This is a genomic window from Micromonospora yongxingensis, from assembly GCF_052601155.1.
On record NZ_JBQXEO010000002.1, the window covers coordinates 325,544 to 348,626 of the forward strand.

General features: G+C 74.1%; 19 protein-coding genes. 6 read left to right on the forward strand and 13 right to left on the reverse strand.

Features of this window, described 5'->3' with window-relative positions; genetic code table 11:
• Positions 1-92: 92 nt before the first annotated feature.
• Positions 93-1,253, forward strand: a complete 1,161-nt coding sequence (locus ACTWLT_RS04710) for a C39 family peptidase (protein ID WP_445317277.1) — start codon at positions 93-95, stop codon at positions 1,251-1,253.
• Here the strand turns inward: ACTWLT_RS04710 and ACTWLT_RS04715 are convergent, their stop codons facing one another.
• Positions 1,254-2,537, reverse strand: coding sequence for an outer membrane protein assembly factor BamB family protein (locus tag ACTWLT_RS04715; RefSeq protein ID WP_445317278.1), 1,284 nt, complete (start codon positions 2,535-2,537; stop codon positions 1,254-1,256).
• On the reverse strand, positions 2,534-3,808 hold the full coding sequence (locus ACTWLT_RS04720; RefSeq protein ID WP_445317279.1) for an outer membrane protein assembly factor BamB family protein: 1,275 nt from the start codon (positions 3,806-3,808) through the stop codon (positions 2,534-2,536). The genes ACTWLT_RS04715 and ACTWLT_RS04720 overlap by 4 nt, the downstream gene beginning before the upstream one ends.
• 151 nt (positions 3,809-3,959) lie before the next feature.
• On the opposite strand from ACTWLT_RS04720, the gene ACTWLT_RS04725 reads away from it, so the two are divergent.
• On the forward strand, positions 3,960-5,819 hold the full coding sequence (locus ACTWLT_RS04725) for a DUF6311 domain-containing protein (protein WP_445317280.1): 1,860 nt from the start codon (positions 3,960-3,962) through the stop codon (positions 5,817-5,819).
• Positions 5,820-5,831: 12 nt separating this feature from the next.
• On the opposite strand, the gene ACTWLT_RS04730 is transcribed toward ACTWLT_RS04725, so the two are convergent.
• Both ACTWLT_RS04730 and ACTWLT_RS04735 read right to left on the reverse strand, forming a co-directional pair.
• Positions 5,832-7,622 (reverse strand): DUF6311 domain-containing protein, encoded by a 1,791-nt coding sequence (locus ACTWLT_RS04730; protein ID WP_445317281.1) that lies wholly within the window; start codon positions 7,620-7,622, stop codon positions 5,832-5,834.
• Positions 7,622-9,604: a DUF6311 domain-containing protein gene (locus ACTWLT_RS04735; protein WP_445317282.1), complete on the reverse strand. Its 1,983-nt coding sequence runs from the start codon at positions 9,602-9,604 to the stop codon at positions 7,622-7,624. The genes ACTWLT_RS04730 and ACTWLT_RS04735 overlap by 1 nt, the downstream gene beginning before the upstream one ends.
• A 156-nt stretch (positions 9,605-9,760) precedes the next feature.
• On the opposite strand from ACTWLT_RS04735, the gene ACTWLT_RS04740 reads away from it, so the two are divergent.
• Positions 9,761-10,954: a hypothetical protein gene (locus ACTWLT_RS04740; RefSeq protein ID WP_374558163.1), complete on the forward strand. Its 1,194-nt coding sequence runs from the start codon at positions 9,761-9,763 to the stop codon at positions 10,952-10,954.
• A 67-nt stretch (positions 10,955-11,021) separates the two neighbouring features.
• Here ACTWLT_RS04740 and dxs read toward each other — a convergent pair whose 3' ends face one another.
• The 4 genes from dxs to ACTWLT_RS04760 all read right to left on the reverse strand — a co-directional run bounded on the left by dxs (position 11,022) and on the right by ACTWLT_RS04760 (position 17,637).
• Positions 11,022-12,968, reverse strand: a complete 1,947-nt coding sequence (gene dxs, locus ACTWLT_RS04745) for a 1-deoxy-D-xylulose-5-phosphate synthase (protein ID WP_445317283.1) — start codon at positions 12,966-12,968, stop codon at positions 11,022-11,024.
• Positions 12,969-13,098: 130 nt separating this feature from the next.
• Positions 13,099-14,307, reverse strand: coding sequence for an anhydro-N-acetylmuramic acid kinase (locus ACTWLT_RS04750; RefSeq protein WP_445317284.1), 1,209 nt, complete (start codon positions 14,305-14,307; stop codon positions 13,099-13,101).
• Positions 14,304-15,533, reverse strand: coding sequence for a class I SAM-dependent RNA methyltransferase (locus ACTWLT_RS04755; protein WP_445317403.1), 1,230 nt, complete (start codon positions 15,531-15,533; stop codon positions 14,304-14,306). Before ACTWLT_RS04755 ends, ACTWLT_RS04750 begins: the two co-directional genes overlap by 4 nt.
• Before the next feature lie 25 nt (positions 15,534-15,558).
• Positions 15,559-17,637 (reverse strand): APC family permease, encoded by a 2,079-nt coding sequence (locus tag ACTWLT_RS04760; RefSeq protein WP_445317285.1) that lies wholly within the window; start codon positions 17,635-17,637, stop codon positions 15,559-15,561.
• Positions 17,638-17,801: 164 nt separating this feature from the next.
• Here ACTWLT_RS04760 and ACTWLT_RS04765 point away from each other — a divergent pair, with 164 nt between their 5' ends.
• Both ACTWLT_RS04765 and ACTWLT_RS04770 read left to right on the forward strand, forming a co-directional pair.
• On the forward strand, positions 17,802-18,467 hold the full coding sequence (locus ACTWLT_RS04765; protein ID WP_445317286.1) for a potassium channel family protein: 666 nt from the start codon (positions 17,802-17,804) through the stop codon (positions 18,465-18,467).
• Positions 18,468-18,470: 3 nt separating this feature from the next.
• Positions 18,471-19,160 carry a potassium channel family protein gene (locus ACTWLT_RS04770; RefSeq protein ID WP_445317287.1) on the forward strand — a complete coding sequence of 230 codons (690 nt, stop codon included), beginning with the start codon at positions 18,471-18,473 and terminating at the stop codon, positions 19,158-19,160.
• 14 nt (positions 19,161-19,174) lie between these two features.
• On the opposite strand, the gene ACTWLT_RS04775 is transcribed toward ACTWLT_RS04770, so the two are convergent.
• From ACTWLT_RS04775 to dut, 4 genes are all read right to left on the reverse strand, one after another.
• The gene (locus ACTWLT_RS04775) at positions 19,175-19,858 is read right to left on the reverse strand and encodes a DUF3159 domain-containing protein (RefSeq protein WP_445317288.1); all 684 of its coding nucleotides are present in this window, start codon (positions 19,856-19,858) and stop codon (positions 19,175-19,177) included.
• A gap of 25 nt (positions 19,859-19,883) precedes the next feature.
• A complete protein-coding gene (locus ACTWLT_RS04780; protein WP_252416544.1) occupies positions 19,884-20,264 on the reverse strand; it encodes an OB-fold nucleic acid binding domain-containing protein in 381 nt (126 codons plus the stop codon).
• 124 nt (positions 20,265-20,388) lie between these two features.
• On the reverse strand, positions 20,389-21,063 hold the full coding sequence (locus ACTWLT_RS04785) for a DUF3710 domain-containing protein (RefSeq protein WP_252416545.1): 675 nt from the start codon (positions 21,061-21,063) through the stop codon (positions 20,389-20,391).
• Between the two features lie 25 nt (positions 21,064-21,088).
• Positions 21,089-21,625: a dUTP diphosphatase gene (gene dut, locus ACTWLT_RS04790; RefSeq protein ID WP_445317289.1), complete on the reverse strand. Its 537-nt coding sequence runs from the start codon at positions 21,623-21,625 to the stop codon at positions 21,089-21,091.
• A gap of 86 nt (positions 21,626-21,711) precedes the next feature.
• On the opposite strand from dut, the gene ACTWLT_RS04795 reads away from it, so the two are divergent.
• Positions 21,712-22,245: a DUF3093 domain-containing protein gene (locus tag ACTWLT_RS04795; RefSeq protein WP_445317290.1), complete on the forward strand. Its 534-nt coding sequence runs from the start codon at positions 21,712-21,714 to the stop codon at positions 22,243-22,245.
• A gap of 11 nt (positions 22,246-22,256) precedes the next feature.
• On the opposite strand, the gene ACTWLT_RS04800 is transcribed toward ACTWLT_RS04795, so the two are convergent.
• Entirely contained in the window at positions 22,257-23,054 is a 798-nt protein-coding gene (locus ACTWLT_RS04800; RefSeq protein WP_445317291.1) for a hypothetical protein, read from the reverse strand.
• Between the last annotated feature and the right edge of the window lie 29 nt (positions 23,055-23,083).

The window sequence follows — 23,083 nt, forward strand, 5'->3', positions numbered from 1 at the left end:
CCATCGTCCCTCGCCGCCCGCGCCGGGCGACGTTGCGGACCTTTTCGGCGTACGCGATGCTTCGCCGGACGCAAGCGACGAACGGACCTGGCATGACGATCGCGGCACCACCCACCCGGCGGGACATCGCCTACCGGGGCTTCCACCTGCCGGCCGACACGACTGCCGGCACCGCCGACGGCCTGCACGCCGCCGAGCGGGGGTTGGGCCTGCGCGACGCCGACCAGCCGGTGTCGCGGGGCACGTGGACGTCACCGCCGGTACGGGTCGGCTTCGCAGTCGCCGAGGTGGTGCCGTCCTGGACCGCCGACGCCCCCGACGGCTGCTGGATCGAGGTCGAGCTGCGCGGCTGGCACGACGACGGGCCCGGCACCGGCTGGTACCTGCTGGCCCGCTGGGCGGCCGACGACCGCGCGGTGCACCGCACCTCGGTGCCCGGGCAGCGCGACGGCGACGCCCGGGTCGACACCGACACCCTGATCGTGGGCGGGGCGACGGTCACCGGTTGGCAGGCGCGGGTGACCTTGTGCCGGCCGGCCGACAGCCTGACCGGCCCGGTGCTGCGCAGCATCGGGGCGGTCGCCACCGGCCCCACCCCGGCAGGCCAGGGGTACGAGCCGGAGCCCGCCTCGTCCGCGGCCCGGGGCCGCGTGCTGGACGTGCCCCGCTACTCGCAGCGGCTGCACGCCGGCCAGTACCCGCAGTGGGGAGGCGGCGGCGACTCCTGGTGCAGCCCCACCTGCACCTCGATGGTGCTCGCCTACTGGGGTGCCGGGCCGAGGCCGGAGCGCTACGCCTGGGTGGAGCCACCCGGCCCGCGACCGGTGGTGGTGCACGCCGCCCGGCACTGCTACGACCACGCGTACGCCGGGGCCGGCAACTGGCCGTTCAACACCGCCTACGCCGGCCTGCACGGGGTGGACGCGTTCGTCACCCGGCTGCGGTCGCTGGCCGAGGCGGAGGCGTTCATCGCCGCCGGCATCCCGCTGATCGTCTCCGCCGCGTTCCGGGCCGGCGAGGTGCCGGGTCTGCCCTACGACACCAGGGGACACCTGATGGTGCTGGTCGGTTTCACCGCCGACGGCGACCCGGTGCTCAACGACCCGTACGCGCCGGACGACGACTCGGTACGTCGGGCCGTGCCCCGGCAGCGGTTCGAGGCGGCCTGGCAGCGCGGTAGCGGCGGCGTGGCGTACGTGCTGCGGCCCGCGTCGGTGCCGCTGCCCCCGCCGCCCGCTCAGCCCAACTGGTGATCACTCGGGCATCCGGAACAGCCGGTACGAGCCGTCCACACGCTGGCAGAGCAGCAGGCCCACGCTCGCCTGGCAGTTCCCGGCGACGTCCGGCAGCACGTCCAGCATGCGCGCCTCCCCGGAGCGGGCGTCCAACCGCGCGACGAGCAGCCCACCCTCCGGGTTTCGGCGCACGCCGACCAGCGGGCTGCCGAAGCCGGACTGGGTCAGCTCCCACCGGCCCAGCTCGGCCACCTCCCGACCGGTCAACGGATCGAGGACGACGAGTTGTTCGAGGGCTGGGCCGGAGCTGGTCGCCGCGCTGGCCATCAGCCGCCCCTCGTAGGGAAAAACCGACGCCCAGCGGTCGCTGCGCCACCTCTCCTGACCGGTGGCTGGGTCGACCGCCCGCAGCCCGACGCCACGAACGTGCAGACACAGGAGAGGGCCGCAGTCCGACGCGAACTCTTCCTGGGCGGCCGGGACGCTCCACAGCCGGTCCAGCCGGTCCAGCCCGTACGCGGTGATCGTGGCGGGGGTGCCTGCGGTGGTCAGCAGCAGGTCGTTCACCACCTGCATGGCCCCGGGCCAACCGCCGGGTGGGCGTACGTCGGCACGGGCCAGCAGCGTGCCGGTGATCGCGTCGCGTACCTCGACCGGGCCGTTCACCCGGAAGAGCACCACCCGGTCCGCCCCGCGTCCGGTGTGCCGCAGGTTGATGTTGGCGGTGACGGACAACTGCCAGCGCACGGTGCCACAGCACGGATCGACCGCGCGCAGGGCGATCGGGTCGTTTCCGCCGCTGGACGACTCCAGCAACAGGTTGCCGTCGGCCAGCTCGGCGGGGCTGCCCGGCTGCTGCCAGCGGTACGCCCCGGTCTCCCGGTCGAACGCCACGGACAGGGTGCCCTGGCCGGGCATGGTGCTCTCGTAGACCGTGACCAGCAGCGTCCCGGCCACCGGTGTGATCCCCCAGGACCGGCCCTCCACCGGCACCCGGGTCTGCCAGACCGGCCGGCCACCGGGCAGCCGGAAGACGGTCAGCCGCCGCTGGGTCGGCCGAGCGGGGCTCGGGTCGAGGACCACGAACAGGTCGCCGTCAAGCAGCGTCTCGGCGGCGAGCTGCGCCGGCAGCGTCACCACGTCCCGCCGGGGCGGCAGCCCGGCGGAGGCGAGGGTGGCCAGCACCAGCAGCAGGACCAGGGCGCACCGCGGCGCCCGGCCGTTGGCTCGGGGTGGGCGGGGCAGCGGGTCGGGATCCGAGGTGTGCCGCAGCTCGCCGAGGTCGATGACCGGGCCGGTCATGGCCGCAACCGCCACAGCGCGGTCGAACCGTCGAGGCGCTGGCAGAGCAGCATCGGCAGGGACGCCTGGCAGTTGCCGACGACGTCCGGGAGCACGTCGATGATCCGCGATCGGCCGGCCACCAGGTCCAGTTCGGCGACGACCAGCCGCCCGTCGTCCGCCGGGCGCACCCCGACCAGCGGGTCGTCGCGTCGGAGCGTCGGCACCAGGTTCCACCGGCCCAGCTCGGCCCGCGCCTGCCCGGTCGCCGCGTCCCGCGCCGCGTACCGCTGGTCGGGCCCAGCCACCAGCAGCCGGCCGTGCCGGATGTCGGCCAGCGTGTCCCGGCCCGGGTCCGACCAGCGCACCGCGCCGGTGGCCGGATCGAGAACCTGAAGGCCGCCGGTCTGCTGCAGGGCGCAGAGCAGGCCCGCGCACCCGACCACGTACGACACCAGCGGCACGTCGACCGTCCACAGCGGATCGAGCCCGGGCAGGCGGTGGCCGACCAGCCGGGTGCTGCCGGGTGGGACGAGCAGCAGCAGGTCGTCGACGACCTGCACCCGCTGGAACGCCGACCGGTCACCGGTCAGCGTGTCGATGCTGCGCAGCTCACGACCGGTGGCGGCGTCGTGCACCTGCACCTCGCCGGTCGGCTGCACGAGCACGATCTGGTCGACCTGCCCGTTGTCCAGGTGGTAGGCGGGGTTCCCGGGCGGCGGAATCGGCACCGACCACAGCCGGCGTCCGGTGTGGGGCTCGACCCGGCTCAGCACGCCCGGCCCGTCCGTCGTGTCGTCGACCAGCAGCAGGCCCCCGTCGGCCGTCGGTTGGGAACGCCCCGGATGCTGCCAGCGGCGCTGGCCCGTCCCGGCGTCGAAGGCGGTGGTCTGGAACACGCCGTTCTCGGCACTGGCCCCCAGGGCCAGCACCAGCCCTCGCTCGACCCGGACGTTGAGGTAGTCACCGCTGCGGGCCAGCGGCGCCTGCCACCGGCGCCGCACATCCCCGTCCGGCGTCGGTTGGGCGTAGGCGGTCAGAAACCGGTCCCCGCCGGATGTCGGAGGGTCGACCACGAAGACGCCGTCCGCGCTGAGGTACGCCGCCGCCGCCCGCGCGGCCGGCACCGGGCTCACCGTCCGTCCCGTCGCCGGTGCCGCGCCGGCCAGCGCGACCAGGGCCAGCAGCAGCACCGCCCCGCTGCGCAGCGGACGACCGGCGGCGCGGGGTCGGCGGACCGGCGGCGCCGGGGTCGGCTCGTCCCGGACCTCGCCCAACTCGATGATCGACACCGACCGTCCTTCCGTCACCGCGTACGGGCTCGCCGGCGGGTCGCGTCCGGCAAACCGACCGCAGGTGCACCGGCCCGGCAAATGCGACGCATGGTCGCCTGTACGATGGCGCGTCGTGGCCGTGCCGGTGGTAGACCCTTCGCTGAATCCCGTGACCGACGCCGAACCGGCCGAGGTCGAGCCGACACGGCGGCCTCGACGCCGACCCGCCCGCGCCGACCTGTTGGCCCTCGGAGCCTATGTGCTGCTGGGCGTGTTCGTCTGCCTCAACTACTGGGGTGACGTGACCGGCCGGGTCTCCTCCCATCTGCCCACCGACCACAGCTGGTTCGAGTGGCTGTTCGCGCACGGCGCGTACTCGGTGCGCCACCTGGAGAACCCGCTCTTCACGGCCCGCCAGAACGCCCCCGACGGGGTGAACATGATGGCCAACACCTCGCTGCTCGGGGTGACCCTGCCGCTGGCCCCGCTGACCATGCTGCTCGGCCCACAGGTGATGTACGCGCTCTACCTGGGCGGGGCGTTGGCGGCCACCGCCGGCACCGCGTACTGGATGCTCTCCCGGCACCTGGTGCGCTCCCGGGCGGCGGCCTTCGTCGGCGGCGCCTTCCTCGGTTTCGCGCCGGGCATCATCCACCACGCCAACGGCCAGCCCAACTTCGTGTCCAACTTCCTGCTACCGCTGATCGTGGTGCGGGTGCTGCGACTGGGTGAGCCGGGGCGGTGGCGGCGCAACGGCCTGGTGCTCGGCGTGCTGGTGGCGTACCAGATCTTCATCAACGAGGAGATGCTGCTGCTCACCGCGCTGGCCTGCCTGGTCGTCGTGCTGGCGTACGTCGTGCAGCGTCCGGCGGCGGCACGGGCCGCGGCCGGTGAGTTCCTCGCCGCGCTCGGCGTGGGCGGCGGGCTGGCGCTGGTGCTCGCGGCGTACCCGATCTGGTTCCAGTTCAACGGCCCGCAGTCGTACCGCGGTCTGCAGGGCGGCGTCTTCCACAACTGGGGCGAGGATCTGGTCGCCTTCGTGACCTTCGCCCGGGACACCTGGGCCGGCGACCCGGCCGTGGAGAAGACGATCGGGCTGACCGAGCAGAACACCTGGTTCGGTTGGCCGCTGGTGCTGCTCTCGGTGGTGGCCCTGGTGCTGCTCGTCCGCCGGTCGCTGGCCGCCCGGATCGTCGCGGTGCTGATCGTGGTCTTCACCGTGGCCGCCATCGGGCCGGTGGTGCGCTTCAACGGCGTGGAAACCACTGTGCGCGGCCCGTGGTCGTACGTGCCGGACGACCTGCCGCTGGTCGAGATGATGATGCCGACCCGGTTGACCCTGGTGGTCGCCGCCGCGGTGGGCGTACTGCTCGCGCTGACCTGGGACGCGGCGTCCCGCCAGGGCCGCCCGCCGGCCGACCGGCCGCGGGTGCCGGCACCGCGCGCGGGCGAGCCCGCGGCGTCCGGCACGCCGGCCGCACCCGCCCCGGTCGCGTCGCGCCGACGGTGGCTGCGCCCGGTCGGGTACGCGGCGGTCACCCTCGCCGTGCTGCCGCTCTTCCCCCGGCCGCTGCCGGCCCAGCCGATGGACCCGCCGCCGCACTTCATCACCGCCGGCGGCTGGCGGCCGTACGTGCCGGCGGGCCGGACCCTGGTGCCGGTGCCGATCCCCAGCAACGTGCACGGTCTGCCGACGCTGCGCTGGAGCGCGCTGACCGGGCAGGAGTTCCCCATCCCCGGCGGCTACTTCATCGGCCCCAACGAGGTCGGCGAGGGCGTCTTCGGCGCGCCGAACCGGCCGACGAGCAGCCTCATCTACTCCACGATGGACACCGGCGCGGTGCCGGCGCTCACCGACGAGAACCGCCGCCAGGCCGTCGAGGACCTGCGGTTCTGGCGGGCGTCGGTGGTGGTGCTCGGGGCGCACCCGCGTGAGGCGGTGCTGCGCGACCTGGTCACCGCCCTGATCGGCCCGCCGCAACGCGTCGACGACGTCTGGGTCTGGGACGTCCGCGCGCTGGTGGGGTAGTCGAGCCGCTGGTCAGCCGACCTGGTCCCGGACGTCCCACACCCATCCGCCGTCGACCGGTCGACCCGGGCCGAGCAGATCGTCGACGGTCCGGCGGACCGGGTCGCCGTGCGGCAGCCGGCCGAGCACCACCAGCGCGGCCCGCCAGTGCCGCAGATCCTCCACGGCCTGACTCCGGTCGGCGTCGGTGAGCACCGGCACCGCACCGGTCTCGGCCACCCGGCGCAGCAGCACCGCGGTGGGCCGGTCCGGCGCCCCCCAGCGGGCCGTCGGGTCGTCCGGCCCGCTCGGGCCGATGAAGTACCCGCCCGGCGCGCGGAACGCCAGCCCGGTCCGGGCGGACCAGAGCATCACCGGGCTGAACCCGGCGCCGGTGACCGGGGGTACCGCCACGATGGTCCGACCGGGCGGCACCTGTGGACGCCACCCGCCGTCGGCGACGAACCCCGGCACCGGCGCGACGGGCACCGCCCGGATCGGCGTGGGCACCAGGGGCAGCAACGCGGCGGCCACCGCGCCGCTCCAGAGCAGCCGCACCGGCAGTCCCGGCGCGACCGAGGGCCGGCGCGCCGCCCGGACCCGGTCCAGGGAGAGCGCCACCAGCACGCCCAGCACCGGCACGCAGACCAGCGCGAACCGGGCCGGCACCGCGAGGTCGAGCAGCGGCAGTCCGGCGACCAGCCGGTACGGCCCCGGGACACCGGTGGCCCTACCGTCCACCCGCAGCTCGGTGCCGAGCGAGAGCAGGGCGAAGAGGAGGCCGCACCCGGCCAGCGCGCGGACCAGCGGTCGCCGCCACAGCCAGATCACGATCACCACGGCGAGCACCAGCAGCCCGGGGCCGAAGAACGAGTTCTCCTCCGTCGGGTTCGGCGAGAGCAGCCCCGGCAGCCAGTCGTCGCCGAGCACGGTCTGCCGGGCCGACGCGGTGAACGACGCCGCGTCCAACTGGAAGCCGTGCGCCGCGAAGGCCATCCCGGAGTAGTGCTGCGGGCCGTGGAACTGGAACCACAGCGGGTACGCCAGCGGCACCGCCGCCACCACGGCGGCCACGGCGAGCCGGCCCAGCAGGGCCGGTGCGAGCCTCCGGGCGGCCACCCGGTCGGCGAGCGCGTAGCCCAGCGCGAACACCCCGGCGGCGAGTGCCAGGAAGACCAGCACCTCCTCGCCGATGAAGACCTGCCAGGCGAGCAGCAGCCCGAGGCCGACGCCGGGCCGCCACACCGCGCCGGAGCCCGGCCCGGGGCGGAACACCAGGGCGAGGATCGCCGGCACCAGGAACTGGGCGGCCATGTGCAGGTGGGCGCCCGCCTGGGCGATCATGCCGGGGGCGAAGCCGCAGATCAGCCCACCGACCGCCGCCGCCGACCGGGCGGTGACCAGACGGCGGCGCAGCAGCGCGTACCAGGCCGTGGCGGTGCCGGCGAGGCAGCAGACGACCGCCACGCAGAACGCCGCCTGCGAGCCGACGAGCAGGGTGACCGGGGTCAGCGGGACACCCAGGCCGAGCACCGAGGTGTTCGCCATCAGGTTGACCCCGTCCGGCGCGTTCAGGGCGGTGCTGTAGAGCGGGTTCTCCCCCTGAACCACGGAGTGGGCCGCGTGGGCCAGCATCCACTCGAAGAGGACCTGGTCGCCGGCCTGGTGGAAGAGCCGCCGGGGGTTGCTCCACTGCCCGCTGGTCAGCAGCACGGCCAGAGCCAGGTAGCCGATCACCACCAGTGCGTCCGGCAGCCACGCCGGCCGGGGCCGGTGTGGTGTCGCCGGGACCGTCGTCTCCGGGGACGCCGTCCCGGTGGTCATCAGACCGAGCGGTCCGTCAGTGTCCGGACATCCCACACCCAGACGTCCAGCTCCTGGCGGCCCGGACCAACCAACTCCTCGACGGTACGCCGCAGCGGCTCGGCGTTCTGCTGCCGGACCGGCAGCACCAGGATCGCCGCACGCCAGTGCCGCAACTCGTCCATGAAGCGGCGGCGCTGCCGGTCGTCCAACTCGGGCGTACGGCCGGTGGTCGCCACCTCCTCCAGCATCTGACCCACTCCGCTGGGTCGGCCGCCGAACCGGCCCGGGTCACCGGTGTTGCCGTTACGGGGGGCGAGGAAGTAACCGCCGGGGATCTTGAAGTCGAGGTTGGTGGCCGCCGCCCAGCGCATGCCGTGCGTGTTTCCCATGCTCGGCACCGGGATGGGCACCAGCGTCTGGTCCGGGGCGACGTACGCCCGCCAGCGGTCGGCGGTGATGAACTTCGGCACCGGCGGCCGGGAGACCATCCGCAGCGGCATCGGCGCGATCGGCAGCAGTGCGAACGCCAGGCCGGCGACGACCAGCTTCCGCACGGTACGCCGGTCGGCCGGGCGCAGCGCCCAGGCCCGCTCGACGGCCAGCGCGAGCAGCAGACCGACCACCGCGCTCGTGATCAGACCGAACCGGGTCGGCACCACCGCGTCCAGCAACGGCAGGTGGACAAGCCACTGCCACGGCCCGGCGACCAGCTCCCGGTCCCACCAGGAGACCCGCTCGCCGAGAGACAGAACGGCGAAGAACACGCCCGTCGCCGCGAGTGCCCGGACGACCAGGTTCCGCCGCAGCCACACCACGACGCCGACGGCGAGCAGCGACAGGCTCCAGCCGAAGAAGGCGTTCTCCTCCGAGTAGTTCGGCGCCAGGTTGATGTTGGCCCGCTGGTTGCCGCCGAGGGTGGGCGAGCCGGGGGCGAAGAAGGCGGCGATGTCGTTGCCGTAGTCCTGCACGGCGTCGCTGAGCCCGTGGTACGCCATCGGCCCGGCGAACTGCACGTACAGCGGGTACGCCAGCAGCGCCCCGGCCAGCAGCGAACAGGTCGCCAGGCCGGCGGCGAGCGGTCGCCACGCCGCCCACCAGCGGGCCGGCTCCTGGGCGAGCACCGCGAGCAGGAAGACCCCGCAGGCCATCGCCGTGAAGAGCAGGATCTCCTCGTTGATGAACGCCTGTGCGGTGACCAGCAGCGCCAGCAGCGCCCCGTCGCGCACCGGCCGCCGGGACCGGGTCAGGACCAGCACCCGCCAGACGATGAACGGCAGCAGGAACTGACTGATGATGTTCGGGTGCCAGCTGGCGTGCGAGAGCATCGCCGGGGAGAACCCACAGAACCACGCGCCGGCGGCCGCCGCGAGCGGGGTGCGCACCAGGTGCCGGGAGAGCATGACGTACCAGGCCATCGCCGTGCCGGCGAGGCCGAGCGTCACCAGCACCACGAAGGACACCGCCGGCCCGAAGAGCAGGGTCACCGGCACCATCGGGATCCCCAGCGCCAGAACGGCCGTGTTGGCCATCAGGTTGACGCCGTCGGGGTAGTTGAACTGTTCGGTGTAGAACGGGTACTCGCCGTGCAGCACCACGCGTACCGAGTGGGCCAGGAAGAACTGCACCTGGGCCGGGTCGCCGGTGTAGAGCGACGCCGCCCGACCGGCCGGGTCCAGCCAGATCCGGCTGGTCACCCAGACCGCGGCGAGCAGGAACAGCGCACCCACGGCGAGGTCCTGCCGCCGCCGGGTCCACCGGCGCCGCCGCGTTCCGGCCGGTGCCTCCGCTCCGTCGTCCGCCCCGGTCTCGTCCGGCGTGATGGTCGGCGCAGCGGTCGGTACGGCGGTGGGCGTGGCCGGGCCGGCGAGCGCGGGCTCGACAGTGGCGACGGAAGCCCTGGGCGGCGCGCCGGCCGGAGTGTGCTGGCTCACTGTCTCGTCGGGGCCGGCCGCCGCCTCCCGGTGCGGCGCGGACAGGGCGCGGGACTCGGCAGGCGTCACAGTCGGCGGAGTCTACCCGAGCGTCGAAAAGGCACTAAAGCCCCGGTGGCGTCCATTGTGGTGGATGGACCGGCGGCCACCGGAGGCGTCGCGTCGGACATCTCGTACTATGGCGCTTTCCGACAGCGACTGCGAAGCGATCGGGGTGCGGATCAGGTGATGCCAGGCCGCCGGTACGGCAGAGGTCTCGCCGTCCTGCTCAGTGCGCTGCTGGCCGGCACCGCGTGCGGTCCGGTCGCCGACCGCAAGCCACGGGACCTGCGGGTCGGCTACGACAGCCTGGACGGGTCGCTCGCGGTGTGGCCGCCCCGGGGTGACCTGGCCGCCGACACCACGGCGACGGCGGCGGTGACCGACGCGGTGCGCGACTGGCGGTCACCGGTCGACGACCGGGCGCACCTACCGTCGTCCGGCATCCTCTTCTCCGGCCGGATCGACGGCGCCCCGGTCGCCCTGGTCGCCGCCGACGTGCCCGGTGAGAGCGCCTCCTGGCTGCTGCAACTCACCCGCGACGGCGACCGGTACGCGGTCACCCGCGCCACCGAGTACACCGACCCGGGCTACCTGGTCTACTCCGACGTGCTGCCGGTGCACACCGCCGGCGGCCGGCGTTACCTGGTCTCCGCCCGGGTGCAGACGCTGCTCGGGCCGCAGGGCCGGGCGCTGACCGTCGCCGACGGCCTCAGCGCGCCGGTGGCCGTGCCGGCCTGCACGGCCGTTCCGGTGACCGCGACCCTGCGGGCCACCGAGTCGCTGCCCCGGGGCCGGGCCGCCGACCGGCTGCTCGACCTGGGCACGGGCACCACCGATCCGCGCTATCCGCTGGTACGCGACGACTCCGGCACCGGCCGGCGGGCACTCACCGGCCTGGACACCTGCGTGCTGGCCGGCGAGCGCGGTCCGTTCGGCAGCATTCCGCGCCGGATCGGCGACCGGGACGCGCCGCGCTCGGTGCCGACGTCCTGGCCGATGGCGAAGCTCACGGTCCGCTCGCTCGGCGAGGTCGCCCTCGGCGGGGGCGAGGCAGCCGAGTTGCAGCAGCTCAGCTGGGACACCGACGCCGGCACGATGACCGCGGTGATCTACCGTCCGGCGGACGGGAGCGCGCCGGTGGTCTCGCCGGCCGACCGGGCCACCCCGTTGCAGACGTACCAGCTGCCGGTGCCCGGCCAGCCGCTGGTGGTGCTCAGTTGGCGGGCCACCCGGGACAGCTCGCTCTCCGTCCCGCCGGGCACCCCGCTGCTGGTCGAACGCCCCGGCCTGGTGGTCGTCCCCGAACCATCCCGCACCCAGACCTTCAGCCTCGCCGCCACCGACAAGACCCACTACCGCTCGGTGACCCCCCGCTGACCTCTCCCCCGACACGACAGCGGGCGGCCCCCGCAGGAGCCGCCCGCCGTGTGCGGTGCGTGGCGTTCTAGTTCTGGGCTGGGGTTCTGGTGGGGGTCAGGCGGTCCGGGGTGGCGTCCAGGCCGGAGATCCAGCCGGTGACGTTGCGGGCCACGTCCTGGGCGGTCAGGCCCAGGTCGGCGAGGATCTGCGCGCGGGTGCCGTGCGGGTGCCAGTCGGCCGGCACGCCCAGGTCCTTGAGTGGCACCCGGACGTCGGCGTCGCGCATCGCCTGGCCCAGCGCGTCGCCCACGCCACCGACCCGGACGCCGTCCTCGACGCTGACCACGAGCCGGTGGCCGGCGGCCAGCTCGACCAGCTCCGCCGGGACCGGGCGGACCCAACGAGGGTCGACCACGGTGACGCCGTAACCCTGCTCGGCGACCCGGGCGGCCACCTCCATGCCCAGTTGGCCGAAGGAGCCGACGGCGACCAGCAGCACGTCGGTACGGGCCGACTCGGCCAGCACGTCGACCGGGCCGACGCGGCGCAGCGCCGGCAGGTCGGCGGCGACCGCGCCGGTCGGGAAGCGCACCACGGTCGGGCCGTCGTCGACGGCCAGCGCCTCGCGCAGCTCCTCCCGCAGCGTGGCGGCGTCGCGGGGAGCGGCGATCCGCAGCCCGGGCACCACCCCGAAGACCGACATGTCCCAGATGCCGTAGTGGCTGGGGCCGTCCGGGCCGGTGATGCCGGCCCGGTCCAGCACGAAGGTCACCGGCAGCTTGTGCATCGCCACGTCCAGCAGGACCTGGTCGAAGGCGCGGTTGAGGAAGGTGGCGTAGACGGCGACCACCGGGTGCAGGCCACCCAGCGCCAGGCCGGCCGCCGAGGTGGCGGCGTGCTGCTCGGCGATGCCGACGTCGTACACCCGCTCGGGGTACTTGCGGGCCAGCTTGGCGATGCCGGTCGGCTCGGCCATGGCGGCGGTGATGCCGACCACGTCCGGGCGCTCGTCGGCGACGGCCAGCAGCTCGTCGGCGAAGACGTGGGTCCACTTCACCGAGGGCGCGGCCAGCAGGGCGCCGGTCTCCACGTCGAAGGCGCTGCCGGGGCCGTGCAGGCAGTCCGCCTCGTCCTCCTCGGCCGGGCGGTAGCCGTAGCCCTTGCGGGTGACCGCGTGCACGATCACCGGGCCGCCGAAGTTCTTGGCCGCCCGCAACGCCGACTCGACCGCCGCCACGTCGTGCCCGTCGACCGGGCCGACGTACTTGATGCCGAGGTCCTCGAACATGGCCTGCGGGGCGACCGCGTCCTTGATGCCCTTCTTGACCGCGTGCAGCACCTCGTACATCGGTCGGCCGACCAGCGGCGTGGAGCCGAGGGCGTCCTTGACCGTGTCGAGGACCTTCTCGTAGCCCGGGTTGAGCCGCAGCGACGAGAGGTGGTCGGCCAGGCCGCCGATGGTCGGGGCGTACGAGCGGCCGTTGTCGTTGACCACGATGACGAGGGGGTTGCCGGCGGTGGCGATGTTGTTCAGCGCCTCCCAGCACATGCCGCCGGTGAGCGCGCCGTCGCCGACCACGGCCACGACGCTGCGCGCCTCGCCCCGCAGGGCGTACGCCTTGGCCAGGCCGTCGGCGTAGGAGAGCGCGGTGGAGGCGTGCGAGTTCTCGATGAGGTCGTGCTCGCTCTCGGCCTGACTGGGGTAGCCGGAGAGGCCACCGCGCTGGCGGAGCTTGTCGAAGCCGGCCTGGCGCCCGGTGACGATCTTGTGCACGTACGCCTGGTGGCCCGTGTCGAACAGGAGCCGGTCGCGGGGGGAGTCGAAGACGCGGTGCATGGCCAGCGTCAGCTCGACCACACCGAGGTTGGGCCCGACGTGCCCGCCGGTGCGGGAGACCTTGGCGATCAGGAAGTCCCGGATCTCGGCGGCGAGGACGTCCAGTTCCTCGCCGGACATCCGCTTGACGTCCTGCGGACCGCGGACCGTCCCCAGCAGCCGGCCGTGGTTGGCCGTGTCCTCTTCAACGCTCATGACCGCAGAGTCTATCGGCCCTCCGGTACTCCGCAGCCCGGCACCGAACCAGGCGCACCCGCGCCCGCCCGCTGAGCGCCCGCTCAGACCCCGGTCGGCCCGTCTCCGGGCGACGCGGCCGAGCGCCTGCTCAGGGCCGGATCCGCAGCCGGCGCGGCGGGTGGGCCGGTCTGCCGGGGTGCGCCGGACCCGCCGGCGTCCAGGAGCCGAGCACCGCGCCCCGGGTGGCGCCGGTCACCGACGGGATCGACCCGGGCAGCCCGTGCCAGGACAGCCAGCCGAGCAACGCGAAGGCGTACGCCTCCTTGGCCTGAGCGGGCACACCCAGCTCGTCGGTGCCGCGCAGCCGCCACCGGCCGGCGCCCAGCGCGGCGAGCCGGCCCAGCAGGGTGGGGTTCCGCACACCGCCGCCCGCGGCGACCACCTCGGTGACGTGGTGCCGGTCGCACTCGGCGGCCACCACCCGCGCCGTCAGCTCGGTCAGCGTGGCCAACAGGTCGTCCACCGGCACCGGCTCACCGAGCGCGGCCAGCCGCCGGTCCAGGTAGCCGGCGTGGAACAACTCCTTGCCGGTGGACTTCGGCGGCGACGCCGCGTAGTAGGGCTCCGCCAGCAGTTCGGCGAGCAGGCCCGGGTGCACCCGGCCGGCCGCCGCCCGGGCACCGTCGAGGTCACACGGCAGGTCCAGGAAGCGCCGGGCCGCCGCGTCGAGCAGGGCGTTGGCCGGGCCCACGTCGTACCCGAGCACCGGCGCCCCGGGCGCGACCACGGTGAGGTTGGCGATGCCGCCGAGGTTCAGCGCCGCGCGCGGCGCGGCGGCGCCGTCGGCCGGCTCCAGCAGCAACGCGTCGAAGGCCGGCACCAGCGGCGCGCCCTGCCCGCCGGCGGCGATGTCCGCCGAGCGCAGGTCGCTGAGCACCGGTACGCCGACCCGGGCGGCGACCCGGGCGACCGCGCCCAGTTGCAGGGTGCCCCGGGCCACCCCGTCGGCGACCCAGTGGAAGACCGTCTGCCCGGGCGAGACCACCACGTCGGCCCGCCCACCGGCGAGTTCCAGGCCGACCGCCGCCGCGTCGGCGAAGACCTCGCCGAGGCGGTTGTCGAGCCGGCAGACCGCTTCGATGGTGGTGGCCGCCGGTGGCAGCAGCGCGGCGATCTCGGCGCGCAGGCGCTCGTCGTAGTCCAGGCCGCGGTGCCCCAGCGGACGCAGCCACAGGGTGTCCCCCTCGGCGGTGAACTCCGCCGCCACCACGTCGACCCCGTCGTACGACGTGCCCGACATCAGCCCGACGACCGTCATCGGGTCGAGGTGGCCGGGCCCCCGCGTCGGGTCGCTCATGCCGGCGGAAGCAGCAGGCCGACCAGCTCGACGTGCTGGGTCATCGGGAACAGGTCGAATCCGCGCAGCGCGGTCAACCGCCAACCGAGCCCCGTGAAGGTGCGCACGTCGCGGGCGAAGGCGGCCGGGTCGCAGGCCACGTACGCGATCGCCCGGGGGCCGGCGGCGGCCAGTGCCCGGACCACCGGCGCGCCCGCCCCGGCGCGCGGCGGGTCGAGCACCACCACGTCGACCGGGCCGGTGATCCGTCGGCGGGCCAGCGCGGTCTCCACGCGGGCCGACACGACCTCGACCCGGGGCAGGTCGGCGAGGTTCTCCCGGGCGGCGGCGACGCCCTGCGGCGCGGCCTCCACCAGGGTCACCCGGCCGGTCTCGCCGACCCGGGCGGCCAGCCCGGCGGCGAACAGCCCGGCACCGCCGTAGAGGTCCCACGCCACCTCACCCGGTCGCGGGTCGAGCAGCTCCAGCACGGCCGCGGACAGGGTGTCCGCCGCCGCCGGATGCACCTGCCAGAAGGCGGACGCGGGCAGCGTCCAGTCCCGTCCGGCGGCCACCTCGCGGACCACGGCCGGTCCGCTCACCGGGGTGGTCGCCCCGTCGCGGACCTCCGCGACGGTCACGTCCCCGCCGGTGCTGGCGACGGTCTCCACCGCCTCGGCCGCCGGCCAGCGCGCGCCGCTGGGCGTGAGCACCGGCAGTTGCTGGATGGCGGGGTGGGCGATGCGGCAGTGGTCGATCGGCACCACCTCGTGCGAGCGGTGCTTGAGCAGGCCCGCCCGGTCCGCGGCGTCCACCGCGTAACGGACCCGGGAACGCCAGCCCAGCGGCCCGCCGGGCAGCGCCTCGACCCCGACACCGAGCCGGTCCAGCTCGTCGTCGGTCAGCCCGCCGAGGCGGACCAGTTGCTCGCGCACCACGGCGGTCTTCCAGGCGAGCTGCGCGTCGGAAGCGACGTGTTGCAGGTCGCAGCCGCCGCAGGCGCCCGGCTTCGCGAACGGGCAGGGTGGCTCGACCCGGTCCGGGGAGGCTTCCAGGACGGTCACCGCGTCGGCCCGGACGAACCCCCGGTGCACCTCGGTGACCTCGGCGATCACCCGTTCACCGGGCAGCGCGTGCCGGACGAAGACCACCTGCCCGTCGACCCGCGCCACGCAGTGCCCGCCGGGGGCGACCGCGTCGACGGTCAACTCGACCTGCTCCGCCTCGGCCAGCCCCCGCTCCGGCAGGGGTGTCACGGCCCGTGCGCCCGGCTCAGTCACGGCCGGTCCCCACCGGGCCGCCGTCGACCGGCCCACCGTCGCCCGGTGGCGTGGAGACCACCGGTGGCAGGGTGCCGCGCGGGGCCACCCGTGGTCCGCGCGCCGGGGTACGGGACAGCGTGGCGTCCAACCGGTCCAGGTTCTTGCTCGCGGTCGAGGCGAGCTGCCACGGAACGCTGACCACCATCACCCCCGGCTCGAAGAGCAGGCGACCCTTGAGGCGCAGGGCGCTCTGGTTGTGCAGCAGGTTCTCCCACCAGCGCCCGACCACGTACTCGGGGATGAAGACGGTGACCACGTCCCGGGGGGACTTGCGGCGGGTGGAGGCGACGAAGTCCAGGATCGGCCGGGTGATCTCCCGGTACGGCGAGTCGATCACGGTGAGCGGGATGGCCATCTCCCGCCGCTCCCACTCGACCTGCAAATCCCGGGTGTCCTTGTCGTCGACGTTGACGGTCACCGCGGTCAGCGTGTCCGGGCGGGTGGCCCGGGCGTACGCGATGGCCCGCAGGGTCGGCTGGTGCAGCTTGCTGACCAGCACGATCGCGTGGTTACGGGCGGGCAGCACGGCGCGGCCCTCGTCCGGCGGGGTCAACTCCCGCGCGACCCGGTCGTAGTGCCCACGGATGGCCAGCATCAACAGGTAGATCACCGCCATCGCGGCGATCGCGATCCAGGCGCCGAGCAGGAACTTGGTGACCAGCACGATCACCAGCACCGTGCCGGTCAGGCCCATGCCGAAGGTGTTGATGGCCCGGGAACGGTGCATCCGGCGGCGCGCCTCCGGGTCCCGCTCGGTCCGCAGGTGCCGGTTCCAGTGCCGGATCATGCCGGCCTGGGACACGGTGAACGAGACGAAGACCCCGACGATGTAGAGCTGGATGAGCCGGGTCACCTCCGCCTGGAAGCCGACGATCAGCACGATCGCGAAGAGCGCCAGGAAGACGATGCCGTTGGAGAACGCCAGCCGGTCGCCCCGGGTGTGGAACTGCCGGGGCAGGTAACGGTCCTGCGCGAGGATCGAGCCGAGCACCGGGAAGCCGTTGAACGCGGTGTTCGCGGCCAGGAACAGGATCAGGGCGGTCACCCCGGCCACCACGTAGAGCAGGATCGACCCGGAGCCGAAGACCGTCTCGCCGAGCTGCGTGGTGACGGTCTTCTGCACGTACCCCTCGGGGCCCGAGACGATCTGGAGGGCCGGGTCCTCGACGAACTGCAGGTGGGTCAGCCGGGCCAGCCAGATGATCCCGACCAGCATGCTCACCGAGATCGCACCCAGGAGCAGCAGCGTGGTGGCGGCGTTGCGGCTCTTCGGCGCCTTGAACGCCGGCACCCCGTTGGAGATCGCCTCGACGCCGGTGAGCGCGGCGGCGCCCGAGCTGAACGTCCGCAGCAGCAGGAAGACCAGCGCGAAGCCGGTCACGCTGTGCTCGGCCTGGATCACCAGATCGGCGCTCGGCGCGCGGAGGTCGTCGCCCAGCACGAAGACCCGGACCAGCCCGGTGAGCAGCATCCCGCCCATCACGATCACGAAGCCGTAGGTCGGGATGGCGAACGCGGTGCCCGACTCGCGCAGCCCGCGCAGGTTGACCGCGGTCAGCAGAACCACCGCGATCACCGCGATCATGACCTTGTGGGTGGCCACGAACGGCACCACGGAGCCGAGGTTGGCCACCCCGGAGGACACCGACACCGCCACCGTGAGCACGTAGTCGACCAGCAGGGCGCTGGCCACGCCGACGCCGAACTTCGGGCCCAGGTTGACCGTGGCCACCTCGTAGTCGCCACCACCGGACGGGTAGGCGTGCACGTTCTGCCGGTAGCTGGCGACCACGGTCAGCATGACCACGACCACCGCCAGCGCGATCCACGGCGAGAAGACGTACGCCGAGGCGCCCGCGATGGAGAGGGTCAGCAGGATCTCGTCGGGCGCGTACGCGACGCTGGACAGCGCGTCGGAGGCGAACACGGGCAGCGCGATGCGCTTCGGGAGGAGGGTGTGCTGCAGCCGGTCGGACCGGAACGGTCGACCGAGGAGCAACCGCTTCAACAGCGAGGTGGAACTGGCCACGAACGCCAAGAGTACGACCACCACGGCGGGAACGCGGGGGTGGGCGATCATCGGTCGCCAGCGCGACGGGGTACGGTCGGTCCCCGCTCCCGTCCCGGACGTGGCAGGCTCGCACTCGGAGGGCCACCGGCAGCGGGAGCGGTACGCACCTTGGGAGGGACAGCGTGCACGTCGTGATCATGGGATGTGGCCGGGTCGGGTCGACTCTCGCCCACAGCCTGGAGTCCCGGGGGCACTCGGTGGCGGTGATCGACCAGGACGCCGACGCCTTCCGGCGGCTCGGCCCCGACTTCGCCGGCATCACGGTGACCGGGGCGGGCTTCGACGGCGACGTGCTGCGGCAGGCCGGCATCGAGCGGGCGGACGCCTTCGCGGCCGTCTCCAGCGGCGACAACTCCAACATCATTTCCGCCCGGCTGGCCCGGGAGACGTTCGGTGTGTCCCGGGTCGCGGCCCGCATCTACGACCAGCGCCGGGCGCAGGTCTACGAGCGGCTGGGCATCCCCACCGTGGCCACCGTGCGCTGGACGGCCGACCGGATGCTGCGGCACCTGGTGCCCGAGGGCAACGTGGAGATCTTCCGCGACCCCACGAGCACGGTGTCGATCGTCGAGGTCCCCGTGCACAAGGACTGGATCGGCCGGTCGGTGCGGGCGCTGGAGGACAGGACCGGAGCGCGGGTGGCCTACCTCATCCGCTTCGGCATCGGCACGCTGCCCACCGCCTCGACCGTCGTGCAGGAGGGTGACCAGGTCTTCATGCTGGTCAGCGACGACATCGTGGCGGCGGTCACGTCGGTGGCGGCGACGCCGCCGGAAGGGGGGCACTGAGCCATGCGGATCGCCATCGCGGGCGCCGGCAACGTGGGTCGCTCGATCGCGCAGGAGCTGATCGAGAACGGCCACCAGGTGATGCTGATCGAGCGCCAGCCCAAGATGCTGCGCCCGGAGCGGGTGCCGTCCGCCGAGTGGGTGCTGGCCGACGCCTGCGAGCTGACCAGCCTGGAGGAGGCCAACGTCGCGGGCTGCGACGTCGTGGTCGCGGCGACCGGCGACGACAAGGTCAACCTGGTGGTGTCGCTGCTGGCCAAGACCGAGTTCGCGGTGCCCCGCGTGGTCGCCCGGGTCAACCGGGCCGAGAACGAGTGGCTGTTCACCGAGCAGTGGGGCGTGGACGTCGCGGTGAGCAAGCCGCGGGTGATGGCCGCTCTGGTCGAGGAGGCGGTCACCGTCGGCGACCTGGTCCGGCTGATGACCTTCCGGCAGGGCGAGGCGAACCTGGTCGAGATCACTCTGCCGCCGACCGCGCCGTACGTCGGCCAACCGATCCACGCCGTGCCGCTGCCCCGGGACTCCGCGCTGGTGGCGATCCTGCGCGGCAAGCGGGTCCTGGTGCCCAGCCCGGACGACCCGATCGAGGCCGGCGACGAGCTGGTCTTCGTCTGCACCGCCGAGGTGGAGGACCAGGTCCGCGCGGTGATCCTCGGCGCGGACAGCGTGGAGCGGACCCGCGGCTCACGGTGAGCCGCGCGGGGCGCTCAGGCGCCGGGCAGCGGGGTGGGTTGCGGCTCCCGGGTGACCCGGCGCACCGTCCAGACCGTGATCAACAGCAGCAGCGCGTACGGCGGGTAGCCCAGCGCCAGCCGGGCAACGCCCAGCGCGGTGTCCTGGTGTGCCAGGTAGAGCCCGGCCTGCACGCCCACCTTGGCCAGCCAGACGACGCCCCAGAGCACGGTCAGCTGGGTGAAGGTACGCACCAGCTTCGGGTCGTCACGCCACTCCGAGCGGCCCTTGGCCACCAGCACCGACCAGATCCAGCCGACCAGCGGCTGCCGGATGGCCGCCGAGATCAGCAGGGCGATGCCGTAGCCGATGCCGTAGAGGATGCCGGGGAGATAGAAATCCCGCTCGTCACCGGTACGCCAGGCGATGGCGGCACCGATGCCGACGCCGAAGAGCCCGTTGACGGCGTGCCGGATGGGCCGGCGCTGGGCCAGCCGCAGCCCGGCGATCACCAGCGCCACGGCCACCGAGGCGATCACCGCGGGCCGCAACTCACCGATGATGTTGGCGATCACGAAGACCACGACCGGGATGCTGGACTCGACGAGCCCTCGCCACCCGCCGAGCTGGTCGGCCATCTGCTCGGCGATCGACGGTAGCTGCTCGTCGTCCTGGGAGCCGGTCTCCGGCTGTGCCGCCCGGTCCTGTCCCGTCGTCATCGCCGGCCTTCCGTCCGCAGCGCCGTCACTTCGGCGAGTCCAGCTCGTAGTACGGGTTGTAGATGACCTTGCGGTCGTCGCGCACCGCCACCCGGCCGCGCGCGGTCAGGTGGCGGCCCGGCTCGATGCCGGCGATGTGCCGCCGGCCCAGCCAGACCAGGGTGACCACGTCGCTGCCGTCGTACAGGTCGGCCTCGAGGGTCGGCAGGTTGGTACGGGGCGTGTAGACAACCGTCCGCAACCGGCCCGCCACCGAGACCAGTTGGCCCCGGGAGCACTGCTGGGCCGGGACACCGCCGCACTCGGCGCTCTCCCTCCGCAGCTCCCGCGCGTCGATTTCGGCCTCGCTGGCGGTGAACCGCTCCAGGATCCGCCGCAGCGACACCCGGCTCTCGTCGGTCATCATGACCTCCGCGTCACCCTCTCCACGCTCACCGGCCTCGGCCAGCATCGGCCGGCCCCGGCGACGCCGGAACCGTGCCGCCAGCGTACGCCGACAGGGCCGGTCCCGGCGGGCCGGTGCGTGCGGGTCAGACCTGGCGCGGCTCGGCGGGGGCGGACGCGTCCCCCGCCTCGGCACCGGCCTGGTCGGCGATCTCCTTGGGCAGCCGCAGCGGCAGCGGCTCACGGACCGGCTTCGCCTCCTGGCCCCGGTCGACCACCAGGCCGTCCAGGCACTCGGCGAGCGGCCCGGCGGTGGCCGGGTCGGTGGCGACCGGGCCCTGGAACACGCCACGGACCATCCAGCGCGGCCCGTCGACGCCCACGAACCGCAGGTTGGTCGGGCCGTCCTGGGTGTTCACCTGGGCGTGCAGCTCGGGGCCGTACTCCCCGTCGACCTCCTGCGCGGTGGCGCCGTCGCGCAACAGCGACTGGCGGATCTCCTCGCGCACCTCGTCCCAGATCCCCTCGGAGCGGGGGGCGGCGAAGACGCCGAGCTGCAGGGCGTTCTCCCCGTGCACCAGCACCACCTGCTGGACCACGCCCTGCGGGTCGGCCTGCACCCGCACCTCGACCTCGGGGACCGCCGGGATGTGCAGGCTGCCCAGGTCGAGCCGTTGCACCTCGTCGTCGACCTCGGAGATGTCGTACGGGCCGCGTTCCAACGCCGGCGTCGACTCCTCGGCGCTGTGGTTGCCGACCTCGGTGGTCCGCTCGTCACGGGCCTGCCGCCCGGCACCGGCCCGCTTTCGGGAGAAGATCACTGCGCCCACCCTCCGCTGTTCACACTCACCCTGCCACCTCTTCCGTCCGGCCTCGGCCCGACTCGTCCCGCCGCTGCTCGACCCGGTCCTGACCCGCCGGCGACGGCACCAGCCCTGCGTGCCCGCCGGTGGAGCCGTGCCCGCCGGTCCCGCGTCGGGACCCGGGCAGCTCGGCCACCGGCTCGAACCGCGCCCGCGCGACCCGCTGGACCACGAGCTGCGCGATCCGGTCGCCGCGGGAGATCTTCGCCGGAGTATCCCGATCATGGTTGATCAGGTTGACCAGGATCTCACCCCGGTAGCCGGCGTCGACCGTACCGGGCGCGTTGAGCACCGTCACGCCGAGCCTGGCCGCCAGGCCGGAGCGGGGATGGACCAGGCCCACGTACCCCTCCGGCAGCGCGATGGCCACGCCGGTGGGCACCAGCGCCCGGCCCCCGGGCGGCAGCTCCACGTCCGCGGCCGCCACCAGGTCGGCCCCGGCGTCGCCGGGATGGGAGTACGCGGGCAGCGGCAGCTCGGCATCGAGCTGGCGTACGGGCACGGGTACGACGTCCGTCACAGGTCTCCTCTTCCGTCCGGTTTCATCGGGGTGACCCTGCCATCCTGCCGGTTACCCGGGCCGCCGTGCGCCGTACCCTCGCAGGAGTGAGCATGTCGCCTTCTCCGTCCGCCGGTCAGCCGCCGGTCGCGGCCCGCGCGGCGTACGCCGAACGGCTGGATCTGCCCTGGTGGCTGTGGCTGGCCGGGTTGGTGGCGGCCGCGCTGCTGGCCGTCGAGATCTGGATGGGCGCCGCCGGCGTCCGCGCCTGGCTGCCGTTCGCGGTGCTGCTGCCGGCCACCGCGGCCGGGCTGTGGTGGCTGGGCCGGATCCGGGTCGCCGTCGTCGACTCCGAGCTGCGGGTGGACGACGCCCGGCTGCCGGTGCGCTTCGTGGCCGACGTGGTGCCGCTGGACACGGCCGGCCGGCGTGAGGTGCTCGGGGTGGGCGCGGACCCGCTCGCCTTCGTGGTGCAGCGGCCGTGGATCGGCGGCGCCGTGCAGGTGGTGCTCGACGACCCGGCCGACCCGACCCCGTTCTGGGTGGTGAGCACCCGGCGTCCGGTCGAGCTGGCCGAGGCGCTGCTGAGCGCCCGGGATGCCCGGCCGCGCGTCGACCACCCGGCCGGCGAGGCCGGCTGACCGCACCGGCCTCAGGTGCCGGTGGGCGGGCCGGGCAGGGCCTGCGGTGGTGCCGGACGGGCGATGCCCCGGCGGTGCAGGTCGACCCGGAGCTGGTCGGCCATCTGGCGGGTGGCCCGGCGGTTGAGGAAGCTGGCCACCGCCGCGCCGGTGAGGAACGGCCCGAGCGTGGTGAGGTTGCGCCCGAAGCGCCGGAGCAGCGTGTCCCGCAGCTCCTTGCGTGCGGCGGTGCCGAGCACGGCGCCGACCCCCACGCCGGGCACCATCGGGTTGACCCCGCGCTGGGTGGCCCAGGAGTGAATGAGGGCGACCGCCCGTTGGCTGCCACTGCTCGGCAGTGTCACGCGGTGCACCTCGTGCAGCTCACCGACCAGCTTCAGCTCCACCGCCACCACGGCGACCGTCTCGGCGGCGAGCAGCACCGGCGCGGAGAGCAGGGTCGGGGCGACCGTCCACTCGACCGCGGCGACTCCCCCACCGGCGGCGCCGATCCCGGCGGTGGTCCGGGCGGCGTTGCGGATCAGCCGCTCGGACAGGGCGTCGTCGTCCAGGCCGGGAAAGTGCTGACGCAGGGTCGCCAGGTCCCGCACCGGTAGGTGCGGGGCGATCTCGGCGACGGTGTCGACCATCCAGCGCACGGCGGCGCGCGGCTTGAACAGGTCGGAGATCCCGCGGGCGCGGGCCTGCCCGACCATCCGGGTCAGCAGTTGACGGCGCCGGGCCGGTTCGATGTCGTCGGCGGTCAACGCCGCGACGGTGGCGCCGAGATCCTCCGCGCCGCCGCCGGTGGTGTCGCCTCGATCGCTCATGGCTCGAACCTCCCGGTGCTCTGAACTAC